This window comes from Fervidobacterium sp. 2310opik-2 (genome assembly GCF_011057735.1).
Classification (GTDB): Bacteria; Thermotogota; Thermotogae; order Thermotogales; family Fervidobacteriaceae; genus Fervidobacterium; species Fervidobacterium nodosum.
Genome location: NZ_LNGG01000006.1, coordinates 1 through 23,751, shown reverse-complemented (window position 1 = coordinate 23,751; position 23,751 = coordinate 1). Strand labels below are relative to the sequence as shown.

Sequence of the window (23,751 nt, the reverse complement as noted above, 5' to 3'; positions counted from 1 at the left end):
AATTGATTATTACAATTAATATTATTAAGGAGGGATTTCAGATGAAAAGACTTATTCTCGCATTTTTTTCCTTTGTGTTAATTGTCTCACTATCATTTGGTGCTACTTTCAAAGATGTTCCGGTTAACCACTGGGCAGCTGAAGCAGTTGACCAAATGAGTAAGTTGGGTGTAATCACAGGTATGCCTGATGGTACTTTCCAAGGTAATCAGTCGGTTACAAGATACCAGCTTGCACTCTCACTCTATAGACTATACGGTGTGCTTAACGACAGAATTAGCAGTGTTGAGAAAAAAATTCCAACAACAACGTCTACAACAAATAAAACACAAACAACTGAGATTCCAGCGAACCTTGATACTCAGTTAAAATCTTTATCAGACCAAATTCTCTCGCTTGCGAATAAAGATAAAACTATTGATAGTAGGCTTGATATTTTAACTCAAAACTTAGAAGCATTAAATAAGGATTTGGATAGCGTAAAAACTGATGTATCTGGCTTAAAGTCATTGTACGATGCTTTAGTACAAAAGGTAACAGAATTAAGAACACTTGTTGCAGTTACACCAACTGGTCAAAGCTTAAATACAATTGCTCAAGATGTAAGTAACGTGAAAAATGATATATCTAAGATTAAGACAGATATTTCCGCTGCCCAAAATAACATTACTAATTTGCAAACAAATTTGAAAGGTTTATCTGATAACTTTACAAGCTTAAATTCGAAAGTGGATAGTTTGGATTCGAAAATTTCAAATGTTGATAGTAAATTAAATACTGTTTTAGTACTTCCAGATAGGATAAAAGCTGTTGAAGATAATTTGAAAAATTTTGTTCAAACTGAAGCAGCAAACAATGCTAAATTAAGCGACGAAATAGCAAAGTTGAATGCTAAAATCCAAGAAATTCAAAACGTAAATAAAGATATCACAGCATTGAGTGAAAGGTTAAATGCTGTGGAATCAAATGTAGCAAGCTTATCTAAGGTAATAACAACCGAAACGACAAATCTTAAGAACAAAGATGCGGAAATTGATAAGAATATAAATGCGATAAAAGACGAATTAACCAATTTAAAAGGTGATCTTGAACTTACTAAAGGTGATTTGGCTGATTTAACAGCAGTTAAATTGCCTAAGCTAGAAGAAGAACTTAAGACTAAAGTTGATGAAAAAGCTGTTTCGGAACTTAAAGAAAAAGTTAGCAATCTAAGTGATAAAATTTCTGAAGTAGATGGAAAAACTTTGAAAAATCAGGAAGAAGTGAACAGGTTAAAAGCTGAAAATGAGGAGTTGAAAAAGAAATTGGAAATGGCTTCTTCAAATAATCTACCAGCATTTTCACTTGTTTTAGGTCTAATTGGTGTAGTACTTGGAGCGGCAGCATTGTTCCTTATAACGAATAAATAAAAAATAATTTTCAAATTATAAATTAACAAAAAGCTGGTCTTCGGACCAGCTTTTTGTAGCTAAAAAACGCGGAGGTGTTTGCGGTGTCTTTTTTCATGCCAACGAAAGTTTTATATGGTAAGGATATAATTTTGAAGAATCGTGAATTGATAAGAACTTTAGGAGAGAATTTTTTGATAATTACAGGGAAGAGCTCACGCAAAAATGGCAGTTTAGACGATTTATTAGATGTGTTAGAAGGTAAAAATGTGCAGATATACGATGAGACTCCGGAGAATCCACCAACCGATATAATTAAACCTATCGCTCAAAAATACTACGATGTTGATGTGGTAATTGGACTTGGTGGAGGCAGTCCGATGGATGCTGCAAAAGCAGTTGCGGTTTTGATTGAAAATCCTCATTTAGATGCAGAGGATTTATACGATAAAACGAAATACAGCAAAGCTAAAACAATAGTCTGTATACCCACAACGGCAGGAACTGGTAGTGAAGTTACTCAGTATTCCGTCTTAACCTTTAATGGTAAGAAACGCGGTTTTTCCCATGAGTGTGTATTTCCAAAAGTATCTTTTGTTGATTACAAGTATACAATGACTTTAGGAAAAAATTTAACGATATCAACCGCACTTGATGCTTTATCCCACGCTATGGAAGGTTATATATCTCTTAAATCCACACCATTTAGTGATACCTTAGCGATAGAGAGTATGAAAATAATAAAAGAATACCTTCCAAGACTTTTAGATGACCCAGAAAACGAATTTTACCGTGAAAGAATTATGTTTGCCTCCACTCTTGCAGGAATGGTTATTGCCCAAACAGGTACAACGATTGCACATGCGCTTGGTTATAATCTTACAACTGATAAGGATGTAAAACATGGATTAGCTACTGCAGTATTTCTACCTTTTGAGCTTAGAGAAGCTAGTAAGTTTGTAAAGGAAAAAGTTGATACAATTCTTAAGATTTTTGATGGTTCACTGTATGAATTTTTTGCTCTTATCGGTTTAAGATTAGATATTAGTGTATCTGATGAAGAAATCAATAAATGGGCAAATATTGCATCAACTGCCTCACATATAGCGTCCACACCTGGAACTTACGATTTGGAAAGGATAAAGCTGGCTTATGAAGAAGTGAGAGAAAAGTTTGTATTTTAATTGATAAATATGGAATGCAATAAATTACAAAAGCCCCACAAAAATTCATGTGGGGCTTTTGTAACTATGATAAGTTTGCTTTATTAATGTATTCCTCTTCTTGTTTTCCAACCGTGCATTGCGAGTGCAAATGCGATAACCGCATATGCGACAAATTCTCTGAAAAATTCGCCAATTTGTGGTTGACCAAATAATCTGTTTCCAGCACTCGGTGCGACTATAAAGAGCGTGTGGAAAAGAATAACACCAATTATTGCGTTCCATATATTAGCTTTTCTTGTACTTGCACCACCGACTAGGAGCGCGGCAATCGAGAAGAGACCTATTTGCTCATGACTGTTGTATGTATTTATTGTTCCTATATCTTGTAAGTATATTATCTGACCTATTGCTGCAAGAACTGTTGATATTATTATTGCAGTAATTCTTGTCTTATCAACATTGATTCCAGCAGTTTGAGCAACGTGCATATCCTGACCAACTGCCTTAAAATCCTGACCAAGCTTAGTTTTAAGTAAAAATGTAATTAATAAGCATAGTCCAACAATTATGAATAAAGGAATCATGTAAACGTTTATGAATTTTATGCTTACTATCCATATGTTGTTAAGTGCTCCATCAACGACTCCGTAGAGGTCGACTGTATTTCTAAGTCCAACACCTTGTGGTAAAAGGAATGCTTTTTTCGAATAAGGTATAAGCGAACCAATGAAGAAAAGGAAAATCAATTGATAAACACCGTTTGCAAAAAATCCGAGAATCATAGAAGTAATCATTTCTCTTCCCTTTGCCCTATTAAGTGTTCGTCCAACGAGCCAACCTAATCCTATGGAAAGTACACTAGCCATAAGCATCGCAAGTAATATACCTTTGATACCTGTTATTCCCCAATCAACTACGAAAAATAACGAAGCTTGAGCGGCCATTGCTCCAAGTACGATTGCAAAGTTCAAACCAAGTCCTGCAACAACTGGTATTATCAAAGCTAATACTAAGAATGTATTTCGACTTATCCTTCTAACAATCTCTGATAGTAAAAATAATATTGGGATTTTTGCGACGATTACTGCACCAAGCGTTAAAATAAAAAACGCAATAGGAACTATATTGCTTAAGAGTATATTTTTAAGACTAATTTTTCTATTCATGTTAGTTCGCCTCCTTTGGGGAACGTGTGAGTGCATAGAGTATCATTCCATTACTCACGATTAGTCTCATAACTTCAGTTACGTCGCCCCGTGTAACTTGGCTTAAAACAGGCAATGAGACTGTTAGAAGGGTTTGGAATACAATAGTACCTATAACAACATTAGCAATTGTAGCTCTCCTTATAGAAGCACCACCAATCAATATTGATGCAACCGCTGGAAAAGTCATAAAGAGCGGTGCTTGATAGAGCTGTAGAAATCCATAGCTTTGTGCATATACAAGTATTCCTATACCACCTAAAATTGTTGAAAGTATCACGGCGTTTCGTCTGGCTTTTTTAGGGTTAACACCTGAACTTACAGCATAAAGTTCATTTTGACCTGTTAAATCAATCGCTAATCCTTGACGTGTTTTGAAATACAAGCTTACTATGAAACAACTTGCCGCAAAGAAGAGTATAAGCCCCGTTGGGAAGTAAAAATCTTTACCTATTTGGAATCTTAGAAAGTTGTTGAGTATCTTATCAAAGTAATTCTGCAATGTTAGTGTATATCTTAATCCTTTTCCACCTATTGCCCATATCATTTCTGGATTAGTGAATGGTAAAATAAGCCACATAATTGACATGAACGCTACTATTGAATAACCAACGTAAGTTTCAACCATCATTTCCTGACCACGAACTTTATCGAGTAACCATGCGTAGATATAACCTAAGAGTAAATTGAATGCCACTGAAAGTACTAATGCAACTAAGAATCCCCAAAATCCCGTTATTTGCAATTGCATTACAATTAATCCACCTAAGAGACCACCTATAATTCCAACTGGTAAACCAAAGTTTGGACCTATTCCCGCTCTTATAGTTGGTAGCATTGCAAGCACTAACACACCATTCATACCGACTCTAACAATCGAATCGCTGAGGAGTGAAGTTATAGACATCTTTGTTCCAGCTGCAAGGATGAATAGACCTATGAGAAATAAAATTATTACTAAGGTAGGTATATCTGTCTTCTTTATTAACTCTATGATTTTATTCATTGGACCTCACCTCTTGTAATTCTCCTGCCATAGCAAGACCAAATTCTGTATCAGATGCATCAGGTGGAAGAATTGCAGCAAGTTTACCTTCACAAACGATGGCAATTCTATCACATATGGACTTCAATTCTGCCAATTCACTCGAAGTAAGAACTATAGTTATTCCATGCTCTCTATTTAATTTCACAAGGTAATCAAGCACAAGTTTCTTTGCACCAACATCTATTCCCCTCGTTGGTTCTGAAACGAATAGCAGAGAAGGGTTAAGTGTAAAAGCGCGCGCAAGGCATACTTTCTGTTGGTTGCCGCCGCTCAACCTTCTCACAGGTTGCGTAGGTCCCTTGCACCGGATATCAAGTTCCGAAATTAACTTGAGAGCGTGTGCACGTATCTTTTTCCTGTCATAAATTTTTATCCCAAAAAGATTCTTGACGAAATCACCAAATGCTTCTATAGCCGTTGCAACGATGTTCATTTCAATTGATTCATCAAGAAGCAAACCTACTCCCCTTCTGTCTTCTGAAACATAAACTATACCATTTTTCAAAGCAAATAGTGGAGAATTCAGTTGGTAATCTTTTCCTTTGTATTTTACATCACCATCTGCAGGATACATACCGAATATACCATTTGCAATTCCGAGCTTACCTTGACCTGCAAGACCTCCAATACCAAGAATTTCTCCTTCTCTTATATTTATTGAAAAGTCTTTTACTTCCTCACCAGGCATGGAGACACGCAAATGCTTTATTGACATAATTATCTTTTCATCGGTAACTTCAAACTTTCTTGGCGGTAATTCAATCTTTTCTATCTTTCTTCCAACCATCTTTTCAGCTATTTGAGCAACTGTGAAATCTTCTTTAGCACCTTCAGCAACTACACTACCATCTCGCAAAATAACTATCTTATTCGCTACTTCAAGAATTTCATGTAGCCTATGGGATATGAATATAATGGCAATACCTTTATTTGCTAATATCTTTATTGCATTCAAAAGTGTTTCGGCCTCACTTTCAGTAAGAACAGCTGTTGGTTCATCTAGTACAAGAACTTTCAGAAATTCCTTATCAATTTCTCTTGCAATTTCAACAAATTGCTTGTGTGCAACAGGTAGTCCAGCTATTGGGAGCATTTCATCGATTGTATGCATTCCTATTGTATCTAAGGCTTTGCGAGCGTCTTTTCTCATGGATTGAATATCCAGTGTTTCAAGCTTTTTTCCAAAAACTTTACTTATGATGTTTGGTTTTGTAATTTCGCGGTTCAACTTTATATTTTCCGTAACGCTAAAACCTGGAAGAAGCATAAATTCTTGGTGAACCATACCTATACCAAGATTCATAGCAGTTATAGGTGAGTCAATTTCAACTTTTTTCCCGTTGAAGTAAATTTCTCCTTCAAATCCTCCGGTAGAATGTATAACAGACATTCCGAAAAGTATATTCATCAGTGTTGATTTTCCAGCACCATTTTCACCAACAAGCCCTAATATTTCACCAGGTTTGAGACTTATCGATACATTTTTAAGAACTTGGTTTCCGTAGTAAAACTTACTTATATTTCTCATCTCAAGGACATAACTTGTGCTTTCGCTCATATTTTTCAACCCTCCTTATGGTTTATAGCCAAAAAATTTAAATGAAAGGTGCCGGCGGTGCCGACACCTAAAAGCTTAATTCTTCTTTATGTTTGATGTATTTAGAATTTGTCAACTCCAAAAATAACTGATTTGTGGATAAACATATAGTAATTTTTGTATTGATCGAGGGTTCTAACTTGCAATTCTGCTTTCGGATATTTTGTTTTCGCCGTCTCTGTAACAACGAGTTTTATACCATTAATATTTGTTGGACTAAGTTTCTTTTGGACAATTTTTGCAGCAACTTCGACACCAGCTTCAACAAAGAGCATGTTCATTGGAACTGGCCAAGTTGCGAACCTTCCTGCGCCACCCATTTCTATGATTTTTTGGTTCACTACCCTAAGAATGTATGTCATATCACCTTTTTTATCTTCTGGTATTGAAATACCCAATGAACCTGGGAATCCATGTGTTGGTGATGGACAGCATGGTTCGAGATAATATCCACCATGTTTGAGTATTGCTTTTTGAAGAGGTTCTTGCATACCACAGTTTGTTGAGAAGAAACCTGTTTTTGGCCCGTATTTTGCAAGTTGTCTTGGAACGTCCTCAAGGATAAATTGTTGTGCGCCTGTTAAACCTTGTTCACCAAGTGGGTCTGGTGCAGATACAAATACGAAATTAATTCCCATTTCTTTTGCTGTCTTTTCCATGATATCTTTTCTTTGTGCAAGAAGTTGATAGCTCATGTGTCTCGGGAACGAGTAGTGAATTATTGTTTGGACACCCATCTTCTTTGCGAGTTCAACTATTGTCTTACCACGGCCAGGTGTATCAACTTCGAGGATAACGTCAGCTGCTGAAGAAATAACTGCTGGATCTTCGTGTGGAACAGCAGCAACAAAAACTATATCTTTTCTCATCTCTTTAACTCTTCTAATTGCCGCTGTTGTACCTGGAACTGCTTGACATATGACAATTGCTTTGACTTGTGGGTCGTACGCAAGTTCAACTATCCTTGCAATCGTTGTTTCTTGTTCTTGCATAAATTTATCTGGATATGTTACGTGGATAATCTCTTTACCGTATTTTTTTACAACTGCTTCCGCCCCACGGTACTCGTCTTCACCCTGAGATACTGTACCCGTTACAACACCTATCTTGAAACCAAGAGCTGCAAAGATACTTGAAAGCATGAAAACTGCAAGTAATACAACTAGTAACCTTTTCATCATAACCCCTCCTTCTTAAGTGATGGTAAAGCGAAAGTAATACATTTAAATACATTTATATTATATTTTATTTTGTACTAACTTTGGAAAATTTCCACAAAAAATAGGGTCTTAATTACCAAAAATATTTTATTCATTAATCTTTGACAACATCGAAAAATACGATAAATACTATCTACTTTTTACATTGTAAATTTTTATGATATAATTAATTATAGACAAAATCTACTTTTGTATGATATAATAAGGTAAACCTAATTAATTGTAAATTCATATTAATTAAGGGGTGAGTTTTGTGAAGGCGTTGGGTGATATGCTTATACAGAGGGAGCCTTTTTCAGAGATTGTTATAGGTAATACTGCAATTGTTCGTGCTATGGTGGAGAGTGGTGTCAGAGTTGTTACAAGTTATCCTGGTTCCCCTACTCCAGAGATTGCGGAAGCCATAAATTCTATAAGAAAAGAAGATAGACCATTTTATTTTGAGTTTTCAACCAACGAGAAGGTGGCCCTTGAGGTAGCATTTGGTGCATCAATAAACGGTTACACATCATGTGTGTTTTTCAAAAGTGTTGGTATGAATGTTGTCGCTGATTCTTTTGTCCAGCTAAGTATGATGGAACTTCCAGGAGGGATGGTAGTCGTTATTGGTGATGACCCAGGTGCGAATAGTTCACAAAACGAACAAGATAATAGACATTATGCCAGATTGTCTTACACGCCTTTGTTTGAGCCCAAAGACGCTCAGGAAATTTATGAAATGTTTTTAAAGGCAGTCGAATATTCTAAAAAGTTACGCTCGCCAGTAATTTTTAGATTAACAACTCACACGGCCCATTTTAAGCAAAAAGTAAGCTTTGGGAGTTACACTTCTTCGCAGGTAGGATTACCCATTTTCGATGTTAAGAAAAATGGTCCATATATACCAATAGGTAACAACGTACCTGTAATGAAGCGAAGAGCTTTAGAAAAATTAAGCGAGTGGGTAAAAGTTTCCGAAGAGTTTGTTTATATGTCAAAAAACCACTCCAATCGAGGGATTATAACTGCTGGACTACCTTATCTTTCACTTTTAGATGTACTTGGTGATAACGTTGAAAAAGTAGATGTTTTAAGACTTGGTATGGTTTATCCTTTGCCAAGAAAAGCTGTAATTGAATTTCTAAAATCACACGAAGAAGTTAAGATTTTAGAAGAGCTTGATGATTTTATTGAGCAATACGTTAAATCAATGGCCTACGAAGAGGGCATAAATACAAAAATAATTGGGAAGATAGATTTAGAAGATTGGATTGGTGAATATACACCTGAGAAGGTGAGAGATGTTCTGAAAAAAGTGTGGCCTGATTTAGTTTACGAATTTCCCAAAAAAGTTGGAAACATCCGTGTTATACAAAGGCCACCACAACTTTGTCCAGGCTGCGGACACAGACCAGTTTTTTATGCACTTTCTAAGATTCTTTCAAAGGATGATATCTCTGTTGCAGACATAGGATGCCATACGTTAGGATTTTTGGAACCGTATGAAGTGGGGCAGGTTTTGTTGTCGATGGGGCATTCCACAGGTACAGCTTCAGGTTTAAGTTTGTTCAACACAACAAGAAAGGTCGTAGCGTTTTTAGGTGATTCAACGTTCTTCCACGCTGGCCTCCCTGGAATAATCAATGCCGTTTTCAACAACCATAATTTCACACTTGTGGTTATGGAAAATGGCACAACAGCTATGACGGGACATCAAGACCATCCTGGAAAGAGAATAAAAATAAAGAATTTATTGGAAGCTATGGGTGTTAAACATATATGGGAAGTTGATACATACCAAATAGATAAGTTAGAAGAGATATTGAAACAAGCGTTAGATACACCTGAATTCAATGTGGTTATAGCTAAACATCCATGTATGCTCAAGTTTACAAGGGAAAGAAGAAGAAAGGGAATCGTTAAAGTACCACAGATGAGTGTAACGAACAAATGCACACTTGCAAATGTATGTATTACAAAATTCGCCTGTCCATCTTTCCAGAGAGATTCAAAAGGGAGTATATACGTCAATAAGGATCTTTGCATAGGTGATGGTTCGTGTATTGGCGTATGTCCAAGTGGCGCACTTGAATTTGAAAAATTTGAAAAAGTTGATAATACCAAAAGTGCAGGTGATGTAAAATGACACAAGCAATAAAAGAAATTAAAACTTTTAGTGTATTTATGGTTGGTGTTGGTGGGCAAGGTATAGGAACATTAAGTGAAGTTCTTATCAGAGCAGTTGATTACAGCGGACAAAGGTGCGTCGGTGTTGACACACACGGTTTAGCACAACGAGGTGGTGTTGTTTCATCGCATTTGAAGATAGGAAATGTTAATTCACCTTTGGTTATCCCAGGTGAGGTTGATCTTGTTATAGCACTTGAACGTCACGAGGCTATGAGGGGGCTAAGTTATCTTAAACCCGGAGGCACACTTGTATACTACGATACATCGTGGCAACCATTGCCCGTCAGACTTGGAAAAGAAAAAGAAATTCAAAGTGTGGAAATCGATAATTTTGCAAAGGAAAATAATATAAGTGTTCATAGAGTATTTTACGACCTACCAGATGCAAGAATGCAAAATACAGCAGTTCTTGCAACTATTGCAAAATACAATTTGATTCCAAAAGTTAAACCAGAACATTATTTGAAAGCAATGGAAGATTTAATGAGTGAAAAAGTATACATTTTGAATAAAGAGGTATTTGAGAAGATATTCTCTGAATAATTTGCATAGTAAAAGTTGGTTAGAAATTTAGGAGGTGTTTTTAAATGCAAGAAATAAGGAAAAATGAAGTATCGATAGTTCTCAGTGGTGCAGCTGGTCAAGGAATTCAAACAGTTGAACATATCTTGACGAGGGTTGCGAAGGACTCTGGATTTTATGTATTTGCAACAAAAGAATACATGTCAAGGGTTAGAGGTGGAAATAATTCAACGGAGATAAGGATATCAGAAAAACCCGTTTATGCTTACGTTGATAGAATCGATATCCTTGTTCCATTAAATGATAACTCTCTTGATAGACTTAGAAAAAGGATAACGAAGGATACAATCATTCTTGGAAATCCAAAATACGTATCCAACGAAGAAAACTCGCTTAGCGTAAAGTTTGAAGAAATTGCGGAGAGTTTTGGAAACAAGATTTACGAGAATTCGGTTGCGATAGGTGTGCTCTCAGGAATTATAGGGGCCGATGAGGAAGCATTGGTAAAACATATATCTGAGTATTTTAAGAAAAAATCAGAGGAAGTTATCAAGGCAAATATCAACGCAGCTCTGAAAGGTTATGAAATTGGTAAAGAACTTGATTTGAGAATAGAAATAAAATCAGATGAAAGAGTAAAAAATCAAATACTAATGAATGGTTCAGAAGCCGTTGCTAAGGGTGCAATTGCTGGTGGGTGTAATTTTATCTCATCTTATCCAATGTCACCTGCAACTACAGTTTTTACGGAACTATCAAGATTATCTTCCCAGTATGGTATATTAGTCGATCAAGCAGAAGACGAGATAGCGGCAGCTAATATGGCAATTGCTGCATGGTATGCAGGAGCACGCGCTATGGTTTCAACATCTGGTGGAGGATTTGCATTAATGACTGAGGCTATCAGCCTTTCTGGGATGATAGAAACGCCTATCGTAGTCCATCTAGGGCAAAGACCAGGACCAGCGACTGGACTCCCAACGAGAACAGAACAAGGAGATTTAAATCTTGTACTGTACGCAGGACATGGAGATTTTCCAAGGATAATTTACGCTCCTGGAAATTTATGTGAAGCTTACCAATTATCTGCTAAAGCGTTTAATCTTGCTGATAAGTATCAAGTACCTGTTTTTGTTCTTACTGATGAGTACTTCTTAGATTCATTTTACAATGTTCAGGATATGCCTGAAGTGAAGGTTGAAAGATATATCGTAAAAACCGATGAAAATTACAGGCGTTATGAAATCACAGAAGATGGTATCTCACCTCGTGGAATACCAGGATATGGGAAAGGTTTGGTTAGAGTTGATAGTGATGAGCACGATGAGTATGGTCATATAACAGAAAGTGAAGAAGTGAGAGTTAAGATGGTTGATAAGAGACTTAGAAAGTTGGACAAAATATTGGATGATTTTGTTGAACCAAAACTCTTTGGAGATCCAAATTACGAGTATTTAACAGTATGCTGGGGTTCAACACAACAGATAGTAAAAGAAGCTGTTGAAAAATTAGGAAATGAAAAGGTTGCAGTACTCCACTTCTCACAAGTTTATCCAATTGCTCCGCATGTTAAAGAATATTTCAAGAAAGCGAAAAAGGTTATATTCGTCGAGCAAAACGCTACGGGTCAATTTGCGAATCTTTTGAAATTGGAACTTGGGATAGATACTTCAAATAAAATATTGAAATACAGTGGGTACGTGTTTTCTGTCGAAGAATTGGTTGAAAAGATTGGAAAGCAATTGATTTGAAAAGCGTTATCACGGAATTAAAAGGAAGTTAGAAAGTTAGAAGGAGGATGATTGAAATGTTTGAAACAAAGATTTACGATATACCAGATGCGGATATAGCTTGGTGTCCAGGATGTGGAAATTTTGGGATTATAAATGAACTTAAGACGGCTCTTGCACAACTTGAAATAGAACCCACAAGAGTTGTTGTTGTATCTGGCATTGGGCAAGCTGCGAAGATGCCACAGTATGTTAAAGCTCATATGTTCAATGGTTTGCATGGAAGGTCACTTCCAGCGGCAGTTGCTATAAAGATGGTTAATCCAGAGTTGATAGTTATTGCAGAAAGTGGAGATGGATGTACTTATGGTGAAGGTGGTAATCACTTTATACATACAATAAGAAAAAACCCAAATATAACGAATATTGTACACGACAACCAGATATATGGTTTAACGAAAGGTCAAGCTTCACCGACAACTGCCCGTGGTCAGGTAACAACACTCCAATTTGAAGGTACATATGTTGATCCGTTCAATCCAATAGCAGTTGCCGTGGCTTTAGATGCGTCTTTTGTTGCGCGGAGTTTTTCTGGGAATTTTAATTTGACAGTCGAACTAATAAAGATGGCTATACGACACAAAGGTTACGCACTTGTGGATATACTCCAACCATGTGTTACGTTTAATAAAGTTAACACATATCAATGGTACAGAGAAAATACATATTTACTTCCAGATAATTACGATCCAACAGATAGAGAGGCTGCGTTCAAAATAGCTACGGATACAAATAAATTAGCCCTTGGTGTTATATACAAAAATCCAAATAAGCCAGTTTTTGAGGAACAATTAGCTCCTTACAAAAACAATAAAACACCAGTAGCGTATAGGGGGATTGAATTATGATTAACATGGTGAAAGTTGATAGTAATTATAAAACAGTGCCTGAATTTGTCCTGAAAGATGAAGATGGAAATGAATTTTCATCGGTGAACCTTCTTAGTAAATACACCGTTGTGTATTTTTATCCAAAAGCGGATACTCCAGGTTGTACAATGGAAGGTATCGATTTTACACATTTAATAGACGAATTTAATGGAAATGTTATCGGTATATCACCAGATAATTGTAATGCGATTTCTAAATTCAAATCAAAAAGAGGATTAAAGGTAAAATTACTATCCGATCCTGATAAAAAAGTTGCCGAACAATTTGGCGTTGTTAAAGATGGTAAATTAATACGTTCAACCTTTATCATTGACCCATGGGGAAGAATCAGGAGAGAATGGATTAAAGTTAGTGTTCAAGGGCACGCGAAAGAAGTTTTAGAAGAGTACAAGAAATTAATTGATGAAGACAAAAAGATTTTGGATAGTATAAAAGTTAGGCGTGCGTTTAGAGGTATAATGCCTGTTCCAGTGAGTGATGAAGATTTGAAAAAGCTTGTTGAAGCGGCACATCTTGCACCTTCTTGTATGAATAAGCAGCCATGGAGATTTGTAATAGTGAGAACTCAAGAAAGGCTCCGACAAATTCATAGTGCATTAAGCGAAGGAAATTATTGGATGAAACACGCGCCTGCTTTAATAGTGGTATATACTAAGAATGATTTTGGTTGCCAATTAAGCGATGGAAGAAATTACGCACTTTTTGATACAGGTACGGCTGTTGGATTTTTACTCGCTCAAGCAACGCAAATGGGTTTAGTTGCACATCCGGTAGCTGGATACGATCCGTTGAAAGTTAAGGAAATCTTAGGGATAGACGGTATCGTTATAACCATAATCGCAGTTGGATACTGGGGAAATTTTGAGATGCTTAACGAAAAACATACTCAAGCGGAACAAAGTGAAAGAAACAGACAGCCTTTAGAAAATATTTTAAAAATAATATAAACTCACCCTCCACTCACCCTGCAACTCCGAGCATTTAGTATTTTCCGCCCGAAAGGGCGGTTTTTTTATTTAATCTCTATAGACAGTGACGAGATAAAATTCACGTCCAGACCATCTTATTACTGCTGATAATTTTCCATTTGTTATCCTTATGTTTCCATTCTTTTGAAAGATTACCTGTGAATCTTTTGACTCTAAAAGCTCTTTTAGCTCCTCGAAGTTTATTTGCCTTTCTAACATTCTTTCAAACGAATGGGGTGTTAAAAGCAAATCTTTGTCTAGTAGTTCTATATGTATAATCAATTCAGTAGACCTCCTTAAAAAAGTCTTTCGTTTCTTCTGTTTTGTTGTGATATAATTATTAAAGATATTATTTTCATTGATGCTTATTTGGGAGGATAAGAATGAGAACAAATGAACAAGTCTTTAAATTTATTTCGCTCATTAGATTCTCTTTTATATATTATTTTATAGCATTTTTAGTATTTTTGCTTTTAGTTATGATTATGAGATATTCGATATCAGTCCAAGGTTACAAGATTCAAGATTGGACAATGATACGTGAGAACAATGTTGATAGTATAGAAATTAAGCAAATAAAAGTTCCGTATTACGAGATATTAAGAAAGCCAGCAACAGTAATATTTTTCTCGAAACTTGAAAAAAATTATTTTGGTGATAAGGTTTATTATCTTTATTTACCACAGGTTGATGGAAGTTATTTGGCGGTTTATTCAAATAACAGATTAATTGGAAGTTATGGGTTTTCTGAAAGTCGTAATGGGCATTTTTGGTACCAACCTTTTCTTTTTCAAATTCCGTTAGATACAAGTGAGATAACAATAGAGATCTCTGGCATTTATGAAATAGGTATAGACTTTGTACCTACTATTATACCTGAGAATGAGAAGTATAAATATTTGATTTCATACTTAATGACAAATATACTTTTATTGACAAGTATTGGACTTGCTATGACATTATCTATCATATTGTACCTTATCTCCCGCAGCCTTTCGAAAGAGAAAAAAAGTGCATACCTTCATTTATCAATGTCAAGTTTGCTAGGAGCAATTTGGATGCTTGATCTTCTTCCAATACCAACTACGGGAAGTTATACGATAATACTTATACTTAGAAAGATATTTGTTTCATCTGCTTATTTGGCTTTCGCTGCTTTGATTTACGGAATTTTTAAGCTATTTAGTGGAAAGATATCCATTGGTGCAAAGATATTCATTTTTATTAATTTCCTATCGGCAGCAATATTGTTGTTGTCTCCAAGTCATTATTTTTTAAAAACGTTTACAAATAACATCGCTGTTATGTTGTTTTTAAATGCAATATATCTAGTTATAGTAATTTTCAAAACATATTCACCTGCACAAATTGCTTTTTCATTTTTCTTTGCTTTAACAGTTATCCATGATGGTTTTGTAATGTTTCTTTCAAGAAATCAAAAATTACTGTCTATGTATGGCATCATAGCTCTATTCGGTGGTTTTGCGTACAGTCTTGTTAACGAGTACAGAGATATGGTTGTTGGTATTTCTTTAGCACATATGAAAAGTATTACAGATAGTCTGACAGGTGCGTATACAAGGGGCGCACTTTCGGAGATTAAAATTTCTGAAAACGATGCTCTGGCCTATATAGATTTAAATAGATTCAAACAGATTAACGATAATTATGGGCACGATGTTGGTGATCAGATACTCAAATTGTTAGTTAATACTTTAAGGTCGGTTATAAGAAAATCTGATTCGATAGTTCGAATGGGTGGAGATGAGTTTTTGGTTGTTTTAAAAGATTGCCCTGTTGAAAAAGCGAAGGAAATAATGGACAATGCAAAAGAGAAGTTTAACTCATCTCACGAATTGAAACCAGATTTCTCTTACGGTGTTGTCTCAGGTTCCTCAAATTTACAAGAGGCATTATTTAAAGCAGATAAATTGATGTATGAGATGAAAGATAATTTTTACAAAAAAATAGAAAATAAAGATATATGAATCATTATAGAGATTAAGTAAGATTTTCGATTTTTTTCAAATTTATCTTGACAAATATGGGAGTTTTTTTGTATAATTTATCCAAAAGATTTAACACTTTTTGATAGGGAGTATTGAAGGTATGGAATTAAAAAGTCAAGCAGACCTTTTAAACAATAATTTCAGCAAAATGAATAAGAAAGCTAAACGCAGCTGCCCGCTGGAAGGTGGTCAGCTTGCGTTTGGCATGGAATAAATAAACGCAAGTAAATCACCTAAAGCGGGCTACAGTTAAATCTGTAGCCCGCTTTTTTTATAGATTTCATAAATTTTACAATTTAGGTTTAAAGGGAGGTTGGAGTTATGTTGAAGGTAGGTATTGTTGGTGCAACAGGTGCGGTTGGTAGAAACATGGTGGAAGTTTTGGAGAATTCCAAAGTGGAAATTTCAGAGATTAGGTTATTTGCTTCTGAAAGATCGTCTGGGCAGGTTATGAAATTTAGGGGTATGGAAGTTTTAGTTGAAAGGCTTACTCCAGATGCTATGAAAGAAGGCTTTGATTATTTACTATTTTCCGCTGGTTCAGATGTTTCGAAAGAATTCGCACCTATTGCGGCTGAAGCTGGGACAGTAGTTATCGATAATTCTTCGGCATTTAGGATGGTACCTGAGATTCCATTGGTTGTTCCTGAAATCAACGGTCATTTATTGAAAAATTACCAGGGAATAGTTGCAAATCCGAATTGTTCAACTATCCAGATGGTCCTGGCACTTTACAGAGTACACGATAGATACCAACTCCACGAGATTTTTGTTTCTACGTACCAAGCAGTTTCAGGTGCAGGGTATAAGGCTATAAGAGAATACGAAGAACAACTTGCTGGTAGTAACCGTTATTCTGTTTTTGCGAGACAAATTGCGCATAATGTTATCCCACTTATTGGGAGTATAGTAGACGATATAACTCAAGAAGAATGGAAGATGATAAATGAAACTAAAAAGATTTTAAATTCTCGTTCTGTGAATGTTTATCCTACAACGGTTAGAGTGCCTGTTAGGATAGGTCATTCTGAAAGTATTATTGCCAGAACCCTCTTTCCAATCATGTCAAAAGAAGATTTAATCGATACTATTTCAAGTGGTGAAGATGTCGTTGTTCACGAAGACATTGTTACACCGATCGAAGTTGAAAAGGATGATTACATACATGTAAGTAGAATAAGGTTGTTTGATGCACATACATTCGGTGTGTGGGTTGTTGCTGATAATCTTCGTGTTGGTGCTGCGACAAATGCCGTTAGAATTATGGAAAAGCATATTGAATTGAATAAAATATCCGTCAAGTCAGGCGAGTGATTTTGATGGATAAAAAATTAAAAATTTACAAGTACAACGCTAACGGTAACACGTTTATATTAATAGATTGTCTGGATAACACTCTAGATGATTCTGAAAAGTCTGAAATAGTACTCAAAAGTGTTGAAAATCGTGATGGGGCGATATTCGTTGAAAGGAATAACAATTTGTTTCATATGGATTATTTCAACAGAGATGGTAAAAGGGCGGCATTTTGCGGTAACGGTGCAAGAACGTTTGTTAATTATTTGAAGGAATACTATGGTTTAAGTGGAGAAGTTTTATTTTCAACAACTTCAGGGATGTTAAAGGCATTAGTTGATGAGGATGTATCTGTTCAAATGCCCAATCCAAAATATGTAAAACAAATATCTTACGAAAGTTTTCAAGGAGCTCTTATCGAAACAGGTGTTCCACACATCGTGATACGAGTTGAAAATGTAGATTTTATAGATATTGAAAATGTGGCACCTGAAATTCGAAGGATTTTTGATGCAAATGTTAATTTTTACGATGTAGTTCAAGAGAAATTTCTTAGGGTAAGAACTTTTGAACGCGGTGTAGAGCGCGAGACAAAATCTTGTGGTTCTGGAATTACTTCAACGTCGTTTTATTATAAGTATTACATTTTAAAAGATGGTAAACAGCCTGATGAAATCAAAGTTTTGTCACTTGGTGGTGTGTTGCATGTTTTGTTTAAAGAGAATGAGGTTTATCTTGAAGGGAGGGTCGAACATGAGTGAGGGTGGAATAAAGATTCATGGCTTTGAAATGTTTACAGGCGTAGGCACAGCAATTGTGACACCGTTTAGTAATGGTGAGGTTGATTATGGTTCGTACGAAAAGTTAGTCCGATGGCAGATTGAATCGGGGGTTAAAGCTATCGTTGTTGCAGGGACAACCGGTGAAGGAGTAACATTGACTGTTGAGGAACGTGAAAAACTTGTGGCTTTGACAAAGCAAATCTGCGAGGAAAAAGCGCAAGTTATAGTTGGTACGGGAACAAACGATACTCGTAAGACGTTAGAACTTTCCTTGAGTGCTGAGAAATCGGGAGCAGATGCACTGTTAATTGTTACACCGTATTACAACAAACCAACACAGGAGGGGTTATACGCGCATTATAGATACTTATCTGAGCGTTTATCTAAGCCAATAATAATTTACAATGTTCCAAGTAGAACAGGTGTAAACATCTCACCTGAGACGGTTGCAAGACTCGCAAGTGATTGTAAAAACATAGTGGCGATAAAAGAGGCAAACACTGATGTCAATCAAGCTGATGAAATATACAGACTAACCAATGGTGATTTTTACATATACTCTGGAAATGATGATAGAGCTTTTCATATGATATGCGCCGGTGCAAAAGGTGTTATTTCAGTGGCTTCAAACATTATTCCAGAACAGATGGTAGAATTAGCAAATAAAACTCTTCAAAATGACGTTGTCACAGCTAGGAATATTCATTTCAAATACTTAGAACTTATGAAGGTTCTCTTCGTAGAGACTAATCCAATTCCGGTAAAAGCTGCTTTAAATTTGCTTGGAATAATTAAAAATGAACTCAGATTACCACTTGTTCCAGCAAAACAATCAACTGTAGAGCTTTTGGAAAAAGTTATGAAGAAAGTTGGTGTATTATCATGAAATACGGAGTTATTGGTGCCAACGGGAAGATGGGAAGAGAGATAATAGATTATTTTTCAAGTATAGGTGATGAGCTGGTCATGAAAATAGATATTGGTTTAGAAGAAATAGTAGATAGACCAGATGTAATAATAGATTTTTCAAATAGGTCAGCGCTTGATAAAACTATTGAACTATGCCAGAAATTTTCATGCCCACTTGTGATAGGTACAACTGCTTTAACAGGCGAAGATTTCGATAGGTTAAGAGAGTTATCAAATATTGTTCCTGTCGTTCAAAGTTATAACTTTTCGCAAGGTATAGCTATTTTGAAATCTATTTTGGAAAGTTTTGGTAAATACTTTTCAGATTGGGATGGTGCTATAGTCGAGATTCATCACAATCAAAAGAAAGACGCACCTTCAGGAACAGCGATAATGCTAAAGAACTCTCTGAGTCGTGAAATACCTATAAGCTCTCTAAGAATAGGTGGTGTTTTTGGTGAACATGTAGTTATATTTTCAAACGCTGGAGAAGTTATAGAAATAAAGCACACAGCTTTATCAAGGAGGGCATTTTCTTTAGGTGTTAGAAAAGCAGCATTGTTTGCCTTGGAAAAAAATAAGGGTTTTTATTCATACTCAGATGTTTTAAATGAATTTTAGACAAAAAATGGGGGAATGAATATGGCTGATATATCCAATAAGAAGGTAAGTGAATTAACCAGTGAAGAGATAATACAACTCATAGCTAACAGTAAGAAGAAAACCATAGTTAGAGTTTACGTAAGTGGTAACTTAAAGGCTTTGGATATTCGTGATTTCGAAGGATACGGTAAAGAATTTGAGTTTGTTGGTGGTCAAGATTTTGGTGTGCTTTTTGGAAATTACGAATATATAAAAGAAATACTCCGAAACAATTCAATCACTTCTTTTAAAGTTGAATACATAGCACATAATTCGGCTATACCACTTTCCGATATTTCAAAATTTAACGCTCGAATAGAGCCTGGCGCGATAATTCGTGAATATGTTGAAATAGGTAATAACGCAGTTATTATGATGGGTGCGGTAATTAATTTGGGAGCTATCATTGGTGAAGGTACAATGATTGACATGAATACTGTTATTGGTGCAAGAGCAAGGATTGGAAAATATTGTCACATTGGTGCTGGGAGTGTTATCGCCGGGGTTGTTGAACCACCAAGTGCTCAACCAGTGATTATAGAAGATAACGTTGTAATAGGTGCAAACGCGGTCATTTTAGAAGGTGTAAGGGTTGGTGAACACTCCGTTGTTGCGGCTGGTGCGGTCGTTGTTGAAGATGTTCCACCTTACACGGTGGTTGCGGGTGTTCCAGCAAAAGTAATTAAAAAAGTTGATGAAAAAACTATAAGTAAAACACAGCTCATCGAAGAATTAAGAAAATTGAGGTGAGGAATAGTGAGGGTAGTTGTACAAAAATATGGAGGTTCTTCGGTTGCTGATACGGATAGAATAAAGAATGTTGCTAATAGAATTGCCAAAAAAGTTCAAGAAGGGTACAAAGTTGTGTCAGTTATTTCAGCTATGGGGAAGACAACAGACCAGCTTATAAACCTTGCCAAATCACTTTCACAAAGGCCTGATGAAAGAGAATTAGATATGCTCCTTGTAACTGGTGAACAAGTTTCGTGTGCCCTTGTTGCAATTACTTTAAAAGATATGGGAATAAACGCAATATCTCTAAACGCATTCCAAGCGAAGATATTAACCACAAAGCACCATACAAACGCAAGGATAATGGATATAAGTGTTTCTCATTTAAGAGAATATTTGAAAGAATACGACGTAATTGTTGTTACCGGATTTCAGGGGGTTACAGAAGATGGTCACTTCACAACACTCGGTCGCGGTGGATCGGATACTTCTGCAGTTGCTCTAGCTGCGAAATTAAAGTGCGATTGTGAGATTTACAGTGATGTTGTTGGTGTCTATTCGTGTGACCCAAGGTTATATCCGAATGCAAAGAAATGGGATTATATAACCTATGATGATATGCTTGAACTTGCCGCGACTGGCGCAAAAGTCCTTCACTCAAGGTCTGTTGAAATAGCAAAAAAGTATAATGTAAAAATTTACTGTGCTTCTTCATTTTCACAGGAGGAGGGAACGTGGGTGGTTGACAGATTACCAGAATGGCTTGAAGAGCCTGTTGTAACGGGTGTAAGTTTGGATAGAAATCAGATGAAAGTTTCAATTATGGATTTACCAAACGAAGCCACGGTTATCGCCGATATATTCAAAAGAGTTGCCGATAAAGGCATAAATGTAGATATGATTTCACTTGTTAAGAACGGTTCATCAACACATGTTTCTTTTACGGTTGTGCCCGATGGTGTTGGAAAGATTGAAGAGCTATTGAACGAAACACTTTCGGTCTATGGTGCGAAGTATCATTTTTACGGACAATTTGCAAAGATAACGGTTGTTGGTACTGGTATGAGGTCAAGTTACGGTGTTGCATCAAAACTTTTGGAAGTATTGCAAAGTGAGCAAGTAGAACCAGAATTAATAACGACATCCGAGATAAAGATATCAGTTCTTGTTCCGGAAGATAAAGCTGAGATGCTTGTTAAGAGAATCTGTGAGGCGTTTGAATTGTAAAATTTAACATAAAATGACAGGGAGTGAGTTACGTGAGCTATATCGCCAATACTTACAATCGCTATCCGATGAAAATATCACGAGGAAAAGGCATATACCTTTGGGATGATAGAGGGAATCAATACATCGACACATTTATGGGCATTGGTGTTCTGCTCTTTGGACATAACCATGAGAAGATAATAGATGCAATGAAACGTAAAATGGAAAGGTATGTCCATTTATCAAACTTTTTCTTAGACGAAGATGCGGAGTTTATCGCTGAAAGATTAGTAAAAGAGACCAAAAAAGATGGAAGAGTTTTTTTCACAAATTCTGGAGCAGAGAGTACAGAATGTGCTTTAAAAATTATAAGAAAAGTTCGTAAAAGTGGGAAAATAGTTTCATTTGATAAGAATTTTCACGGTAGGACGATGAAAGCTTTGAGTGTAACAGGTTTCCCGAACATAAGAGAACAGTTTGTCAATGACCAAGATGTTGTATTCTTGCCATATGATAATGATACCGTTACCAATTTTTTTGAAAGAGAAAGTGACATTGCAGCGGTATTTGTAGAAGTTATTCACGGTAGCGGAGGTCTTGATGTGATACCTAACGATATTTTAAATATCATATCTCGATACAAAAAAGAGAAAGGATTTATACTTGTAGTAGACGAAGTCCAGAGCGGTTTAGGAAGAACTGGGAAATTCTATGCATACCAGCATTTTGACGTAGAACCGGATATCGTAACTTTGGCAAAGGGAATTGGTGGTGGGGTACCTTTAGGTGCATGTATTATGCTTGGTGAGTACGCGGATGTACTAAATAAAGGTGAACACGGTTCGACGTTTGCACCTAACCCTGTAGCTTTAGCTGGCGGAAGAGCTGTACTTGAGATGATTGATGAAAAGTTATTGGCACATGTTGAAAAAATGGGAGAGTTATTCGAAGAAAAATTCAAACGTTTAAGTTTTGTTAGCTCAGTGAAAGGAATGGGACTTATGAGAGGTATTTCATTAGCCAAAAACAATGTATTAAAAGCGGAGGTATTTTTAGAACATGGACTTTTAGTAAATATACTTGGAAATGGGACTATAAGATTTCTATTACCATTGAATATAAATGAGGAAGAAATTGAAGAAATATCTTTAAAATTCAAAAAAGCCTTATCACAATTACAATAGCAAGTACGGCTATATTGGATAATAAAAACACAGTATCTGAAATGTTCCATTTGAGTGAGTAATAGTGCGTTCGTTTACCAAGACCATATTTTCTTGCTTGAAGTGCAAGAGAAAGCTCCTCTGCTTTCCTTAAAGATGAAACGAGCAACGGAATTATTATGCTTGTAACAGCAGAGAGTTTGTTTCTTATACCCTTTTCAGAATACTTAGCACCTCTTGAAAGTTGTGCTTTAATTATTCGGTCAGTTTCGTCTAATAGTACAGGGATAAATCTTATCGATATAGCTAACATCATACCAAAATCTTCGCGAGCTTCTTCTTTGACCTTTACATATTTTAACATTTCGACAATGCCTCTCGCTGTTAAAAGTGGTGGTGTTGTGTAAGTCAACATTGAGGCAAATAAAAATACCAATACTAATCTTAAAATTATATACAACGCAGAAACAACACCACCTTCAAAATATTGGACTAACCCTGCGAAAAGTATTAAAAACCACATACTTTTCAAACTTCTTAAATAAGCTATTGGCTTTATTTTTGAAAGGTACATCAATATAATGAAAAGCGATACAGGAATTATATATTCAATTAAATTACTCACAAGCATAACTAAAGTAATTTGAATTATCACACTTATCAATTTTGCCCGTGGATCTATTTTATGAATCACAGAATCTTTTGGAATATATTTTCCAATGGTAATGTTCAAAAAAACACCTCCGATTTTTTTCAAGATTTTGTTAACCAAAGGTATTGATAAATTTCAAAAATCATATTATCTTCTTAAATAGGGGACACCCCCCAATATACTCTCAATAAGGAGGTATCCCGACATGACTAATATCCAACTCAAATGCCCTCATTGTGGCTCTTCTAACTTCATCAAAAACGGTCATGATAAGTTCAAAAACCAAATCTTCTTTTGCAAAGACTGCAAGCGTTACTTTAAACTTTCTTTCACCAAAAAACACAAACTCTTCTCTTTCCCTTACCCTCGTTGTGTTCATTGTAACCATGTCATG

22 protein-coding genes are annotated in these 23,751 nt (G+C 35.9%); 15 read left to right on the top strand and 7 right to left on the bottom strand.

Features of this window, described 5'->3' with window-relative positions:
- Positions 1–41 precede the first annotated feature (41 nt).
- Together AS161_RS03300 and AS161_RS03295 are read left to right on the top strand one after the other, a co-directional pair.
- The gene (locus AS161_RS03300; protein WP_164541775.1) at positions 42–1,409 is read left to right on the top strand and encodes an S-layer homology domain-containing protein; all 1,368 of its coding nucleotides are present in this window, start codon (positions 42–44) and stop codon (positions 1,407–1,409) included.
- Between the two features lie 83 nt (positions 1,410–1,492).
- A complete protein-coding gene (locus tag AS161_RS03295) occupies positions 1,493–2,572 on the top strand; it encodes an iron-containing alcohol dehydrogenase family protein (RefSeq protein WP_206518758.1) in 1,080 nt (359 codons plus the stop codon).
- A gap of 83 nt (positions 2,573–2,655) precedes the next feature.
- Here the strand turns inward: AS161_RS03295 and AS161_RS03290 are convergent, their stop codons facing one another.
- The 4 genes from AS161_RS03290 to AS161_RS03275 form a co-directional block, all read right to left on the bottom strand.
- Complete coding sequence (locus AS161_RS03290) at positions 2,656–3,720, bottom strand: ABC transporter permease (RefSeq protein ID WP_164541774.1); 1,065 nt, start codon at positions 3,718–3,720, stop codon at positions 2,656–2,658.
- 1 nt (position 3,721) lies between these two features.
- Positions 3,722–4,765, bottom strand: a complete 1,044-nt coding sequence (locus AS161_RS03285) for an ABC transporter permease (RefSeq protein ID WP_164541773.1) — start codon at positions 4,763–4,765, stop codon at positions 3,722–3,724.
- On the bottom strand, positions 4,758–6,365 hold the full coding sequence (locus AS161_RS03280) for a sugar ABC transporter ATP-binding protein (protein WP_164541772.1): 1,608 nt from the start codon (positions 6,363–6,365) through the stop codon (positions 4,758–4,760). Before AS161_RS03280 ends, AS161_RS03285 begins: the two co-directional genes overlap by 8 nt.
- 101 nt (positions 6,366–6,466) lie before the next feature.
- Positions 6,467–7,582: a DUF3798 domain-containing protein gene (locus tag AS161_RS03275; RefSeq protein ID WP_164541771.1), complete on the bottom strand. Its 1,116-nt coding sequence runs from the start codon at positions 7,580–7,582 to the stop codon at positions 6,467–6,469.
- 295 nt (positions 7,583–7,877) lie between these two features.
- Here AS161_RS03275 and AS161_RS03270 point away from each other — a divergent pair, with 295 nt between their 5' ends.
- From AS161_RS03270 to AS161_RS03250, 5 genes are read left to right on the top strand one after another with little or no spacing between them, the layout of a single operon-like run.
- Positions 7,878–9,749, top strand: coding sequence for a thiamine pyrophosphate-dependent enzyme (locus tag AS161_RS03270; RefSeq protein WP_164541770.1), 1,872 nt, complete (start codon positions 7,878–7,880; stop codon positions 9,747–9,749).
- Entirely contained in the window at positions 9,746–10,336 is a 591-nt protein-coding gene (locus tag AS161_RS03265) for a 2-oxoacid:acceptor oxidoreductase family protein (RefSeq protein ID WP_206518757.1), read from the top strand. The genes AS161_RS03270 and AS161_RS03265 overlap by 4 nt, the downstream gene beginning before the upstream one ends.
- 44 nt (positions 10,337–10,380) lie before the next feature.
- Positions 10,381–12,066 (top strand): 2-oxoacid:acceptor oxidoreductase subunit alpha, encoded by a 1,686-nt coding sequence (locus tag AS161_RS03260; RefSeq protein WP_164541769.1) that lies wholly within the window; start codon positions 10,381–10,383, stop codon positions 12,064–12,066.
- Positions 12,067–12,122: 56 nt separating this feature from the next.
- On the top strand, positions 12,123–12,953 hold the full coding sequence (locus AS161_RS03255; RefSeq protein WP_164541768.1) for a thiamine pyrophosphate-dependent enzyme: 831 nt from the start codon (positions 12,123–12,125) through the stop codon (positions 12,951–12,953).
- Positions 12,950–13,942, top strand: coding sequence for a redoxin domain-containing protein (locus tag AS161_RS03250; RefSeq protein WP_241241322.1), 993 nt, complete (start codon positions 12,950–12,952; stop codon positions 13,940–13,942). Before AS161_RS03255 ends, AS161_RS03250 begins: the two co-directional genes overlap by 4 nt.
- 69 nt (positions 13,943–14,011) lie before the next feature.
- On the opposite strand, the gene AS161_RS03245 is transcribed toward AS161_RS03250, so the two are convergent.
- A complete protein-coding gene (locus tag AS161_RS03245; RefSeq protein ID WP_164541767.1) occupies positions 14,012–14,245 on the bottom strand; it encodes a DUF4258 domain-containing protein in 234 nt (77 codons plus the stop codon).
- 101 nt (positions 14,246–14,346) lie between these two features.
- Between AS161_RS03245 and AS161_RS03240 the strand changes: the two genes are divergently transcribed.
- The 8 genes from AS161_RS03240 to AS161_RS03205 all read left to right on the top strand — a co-directional run bounded on the left by AS161_RS03240 (position 14,347) and on the right by AS161_RS03205 (position 22,726).
- The gene (locus AS161_RS03240) at positions 14,347–15,951 is read left to right on the top strand and encodes a GGDEF domain-containing protein (RefSeq protein WP_164541766.1); all 1,605 of its coding nucleotides are present in this window, start codon (positions 14,347–14,349) and stop codon (positions 15,949–15,951) included.
- Positions 15,952–16,296: 345 nt separating this feature from the next.
- Complete coding sequence (locus AS161_RS03235) at positions 16,297–17,286, top strand: aspartate-semialdehyde dehydrogenase (RefSeq protein WP_164541902.1); 990 nt, start codon at positions 16,297–16,299, stop codon at positions 17,284–17,286.
- Between the two features lie 5 nt (positions 17,287–17,291).
- Positions 17,292–18,029 carry a diaminopimelate epimerase gene (gene dapF, locus AS161_RS03230; protein ID WP_011993261.1) on the top strand — a complete coding sequence of 246 codons (738 nt, stop codon included), beginning with the start codon at positions 17,292–17,294 and terminating at the stop codon, positions 18,027–18,029.
- A 28-nt stretch (positions 18,030–18,057) separates the two neighbouring features.
- Positions 18,058–18,936 (top strand): 4-hydroxy-tetrahydrodipicolinate synthase, encoded by an 879-nt coding sequence (dapA, locus tag AS161_RS03225; RefSeq protein ID WP_164541901.1) that lies wholly within the window; start codon positions 18,058–18,060, stop codon positions 18,934–18,936.
- Positions 18,933–19,580 (top strand): dihydrodipicolinate reductase C-terminal domain-containing protein, encoded by a 648-nt coding sequence (locus AS161_RS03220; protein WP_011993263.1) that lies wholly within the window; start codon positions 18,933–18,935, stop codon positions 19,578–19,580. The genes dapA and AS161_RS03220 overlap by 4 nt, the downstream gene beginning before the upstream one ends.
- A 21-nt stretch (positions 19,581–19,601) precedes the next feature.
- Positions 19,602–20,351, top strand: coding sequence for a 2,3,4,5-tetrahydropyridine-2,6-dicarboxylate N-acetyltransferase (gene dapD, locus AS161_RS03215; RefSeq protein WP_011993264.1), 750 nt, complete (start codon positions 19,602–19,604; stop codon positions 20,349–20,351).
- A gap of 6 nt (positions 20,352–20,357) precedes the next feature.
- Positions 20,358–21,560 (top strand): aspartate kinase, encoded by a 1,203-nt coding sequence (locus tag AS161_RS03210; RefSeq protein ID WP_164541765.1) that lies wholly within the window; start codon positions 20,358–20,360, stop codon positions 21,558–21,560.
- A gap of 32 nt (positions 21,561–21,592) precedes the next feature.
- Positions 21,593–22,726 carry an aminotransferase class III-fold pyridoxal phosphate-dependent enzyme gene (locus tag AS161_RS03205; protein WP_164541764.1) on the top strand — a complete coding sequence of 378 codons (1,134 nt, stop codon included), beginning with the start codon at positions 21,593–21,595 and terminating at the stop codon, positions 22,724–22,726.
- Here the strand turns inward: AS161_RS03205 and AS161_RS03200 are convergent.
- Together AS161_RS03200 and AS161_RS09205 are read right to left on the bottom strand one after the other, a co-directional pair.
- The gene (locus AS161_RS03200) at positions 22,698–23,438 is read right to left on the bottom strand and encodes an energy-coupling factor transporter transmembrane protein EcfT (protein WP_164541763.1); all 741 of its coding nucleotides are present in this window, start codon (positions 23,436–23,438) and stop codon (positions 22,698–22,700) included. The genes AS161_RS03205 and AS161_RS03200 overlap by 29 nt on opposite strands.
- 103 nt (positions 23,439–23,541) lie before the next feature.
- The coding region (locus AS161_RS09205; RefSeq protein WP_206518755.1) for a hypothetical protein at positions 23,542–23,751 on the bottom strand (210 nt) is incomplete at its 5' end.

Coding starts and splice junctions, on each gene's coding strand:
- AS161_RS03300 (WP_164541775.1), top strand. CDS start 42: ATGAAAAGACTTATTCTCGCATTTTTTTCCTTTGTGTTAATTGTCTCA.
- AS161_RS03290 (WP_164541774.1), bottom strand. CDS start 3,720: ATGAATAGAAAAATTAGTCTTAAAAATATACTCTTAAGCAATATAGTT.
- AS161_RS03285 (WP_164541773.1), bottom strand. CDS start 4,765: ATGAATAAAATCATAGAGTTAATAAAGAAGACAGATATACCTACCTTA.
- AS161_RS03280 (WP_164541772.1), bottom strand. CDS start 6,365: ATGAGCGAAAGCACAAGTTATGTCCTTGAGATGAGAAATATAAGTAAG.
- AS161_RS03275 (WP_164541771.1), bottom strand. CDS start 7,582: ATGAAAAGGTTACTAGTTGTATTACTTGCAGTTTTCATGCTTTCAAGT.
- AS161_RS03265 (WP_206518757.1), top strand. CDS start 9,746: ATGACACAAGCAATAAAAGAAATTAAAACTTTTAGTGTATTTATGGTT.
- AS161_RS03260 (WP_164541769.1), top strand. CDS start 10,381: ATGCAAGAAATAAGGAAAAATGAAGTATCGATAGTTCTCAGTGGTGCA.
- AS161_RS03255 (WP_164541768.1), top strand. CDS start 12,123: ATGTTTGAAACAAAGATTTACGATATACCAGATGCGGATATAGCTTGG.
- AS161_RS03250 (WP_241241322.1), top strand. CDS start 12,950: ATGATTAACATGGTGAAAGTTGATAGTAATTATAAAACAGTGCCTGAA.
- AS161_RS03240 (WP_164541766.1), top strand. CDS start 14,347: ATGAGAACAAATGAACAAGTCTTTAAATTTATTTCGCTCATTAGATTC.
- dapF (WP_011993261.1), top strand. CDS start 17,292: ATGGATAAAAAATTAAAAATTTACAAGTACAACGCTAACGGTAACACG.
- dapA (WP_164541901.1), top strand. CDS start 18,058: ATGTTTACAGGCGTAGGCACAGCAATTGTGACACCGTTTAGTAATGGT.
- AS161_RS03220 (WP_011993263.1), top strand. CDS start 18,933: ATGAAATACGGAGTTATTGGTGCCAACGGGAAGATGGGAAGAGAGATA.
- dapD (WP_011993264.1), top strand. CDS start 19,602: ATGGCTGATATATCCAATAAGAAGGTAAGTGAATTAACCAGTGAAGAG.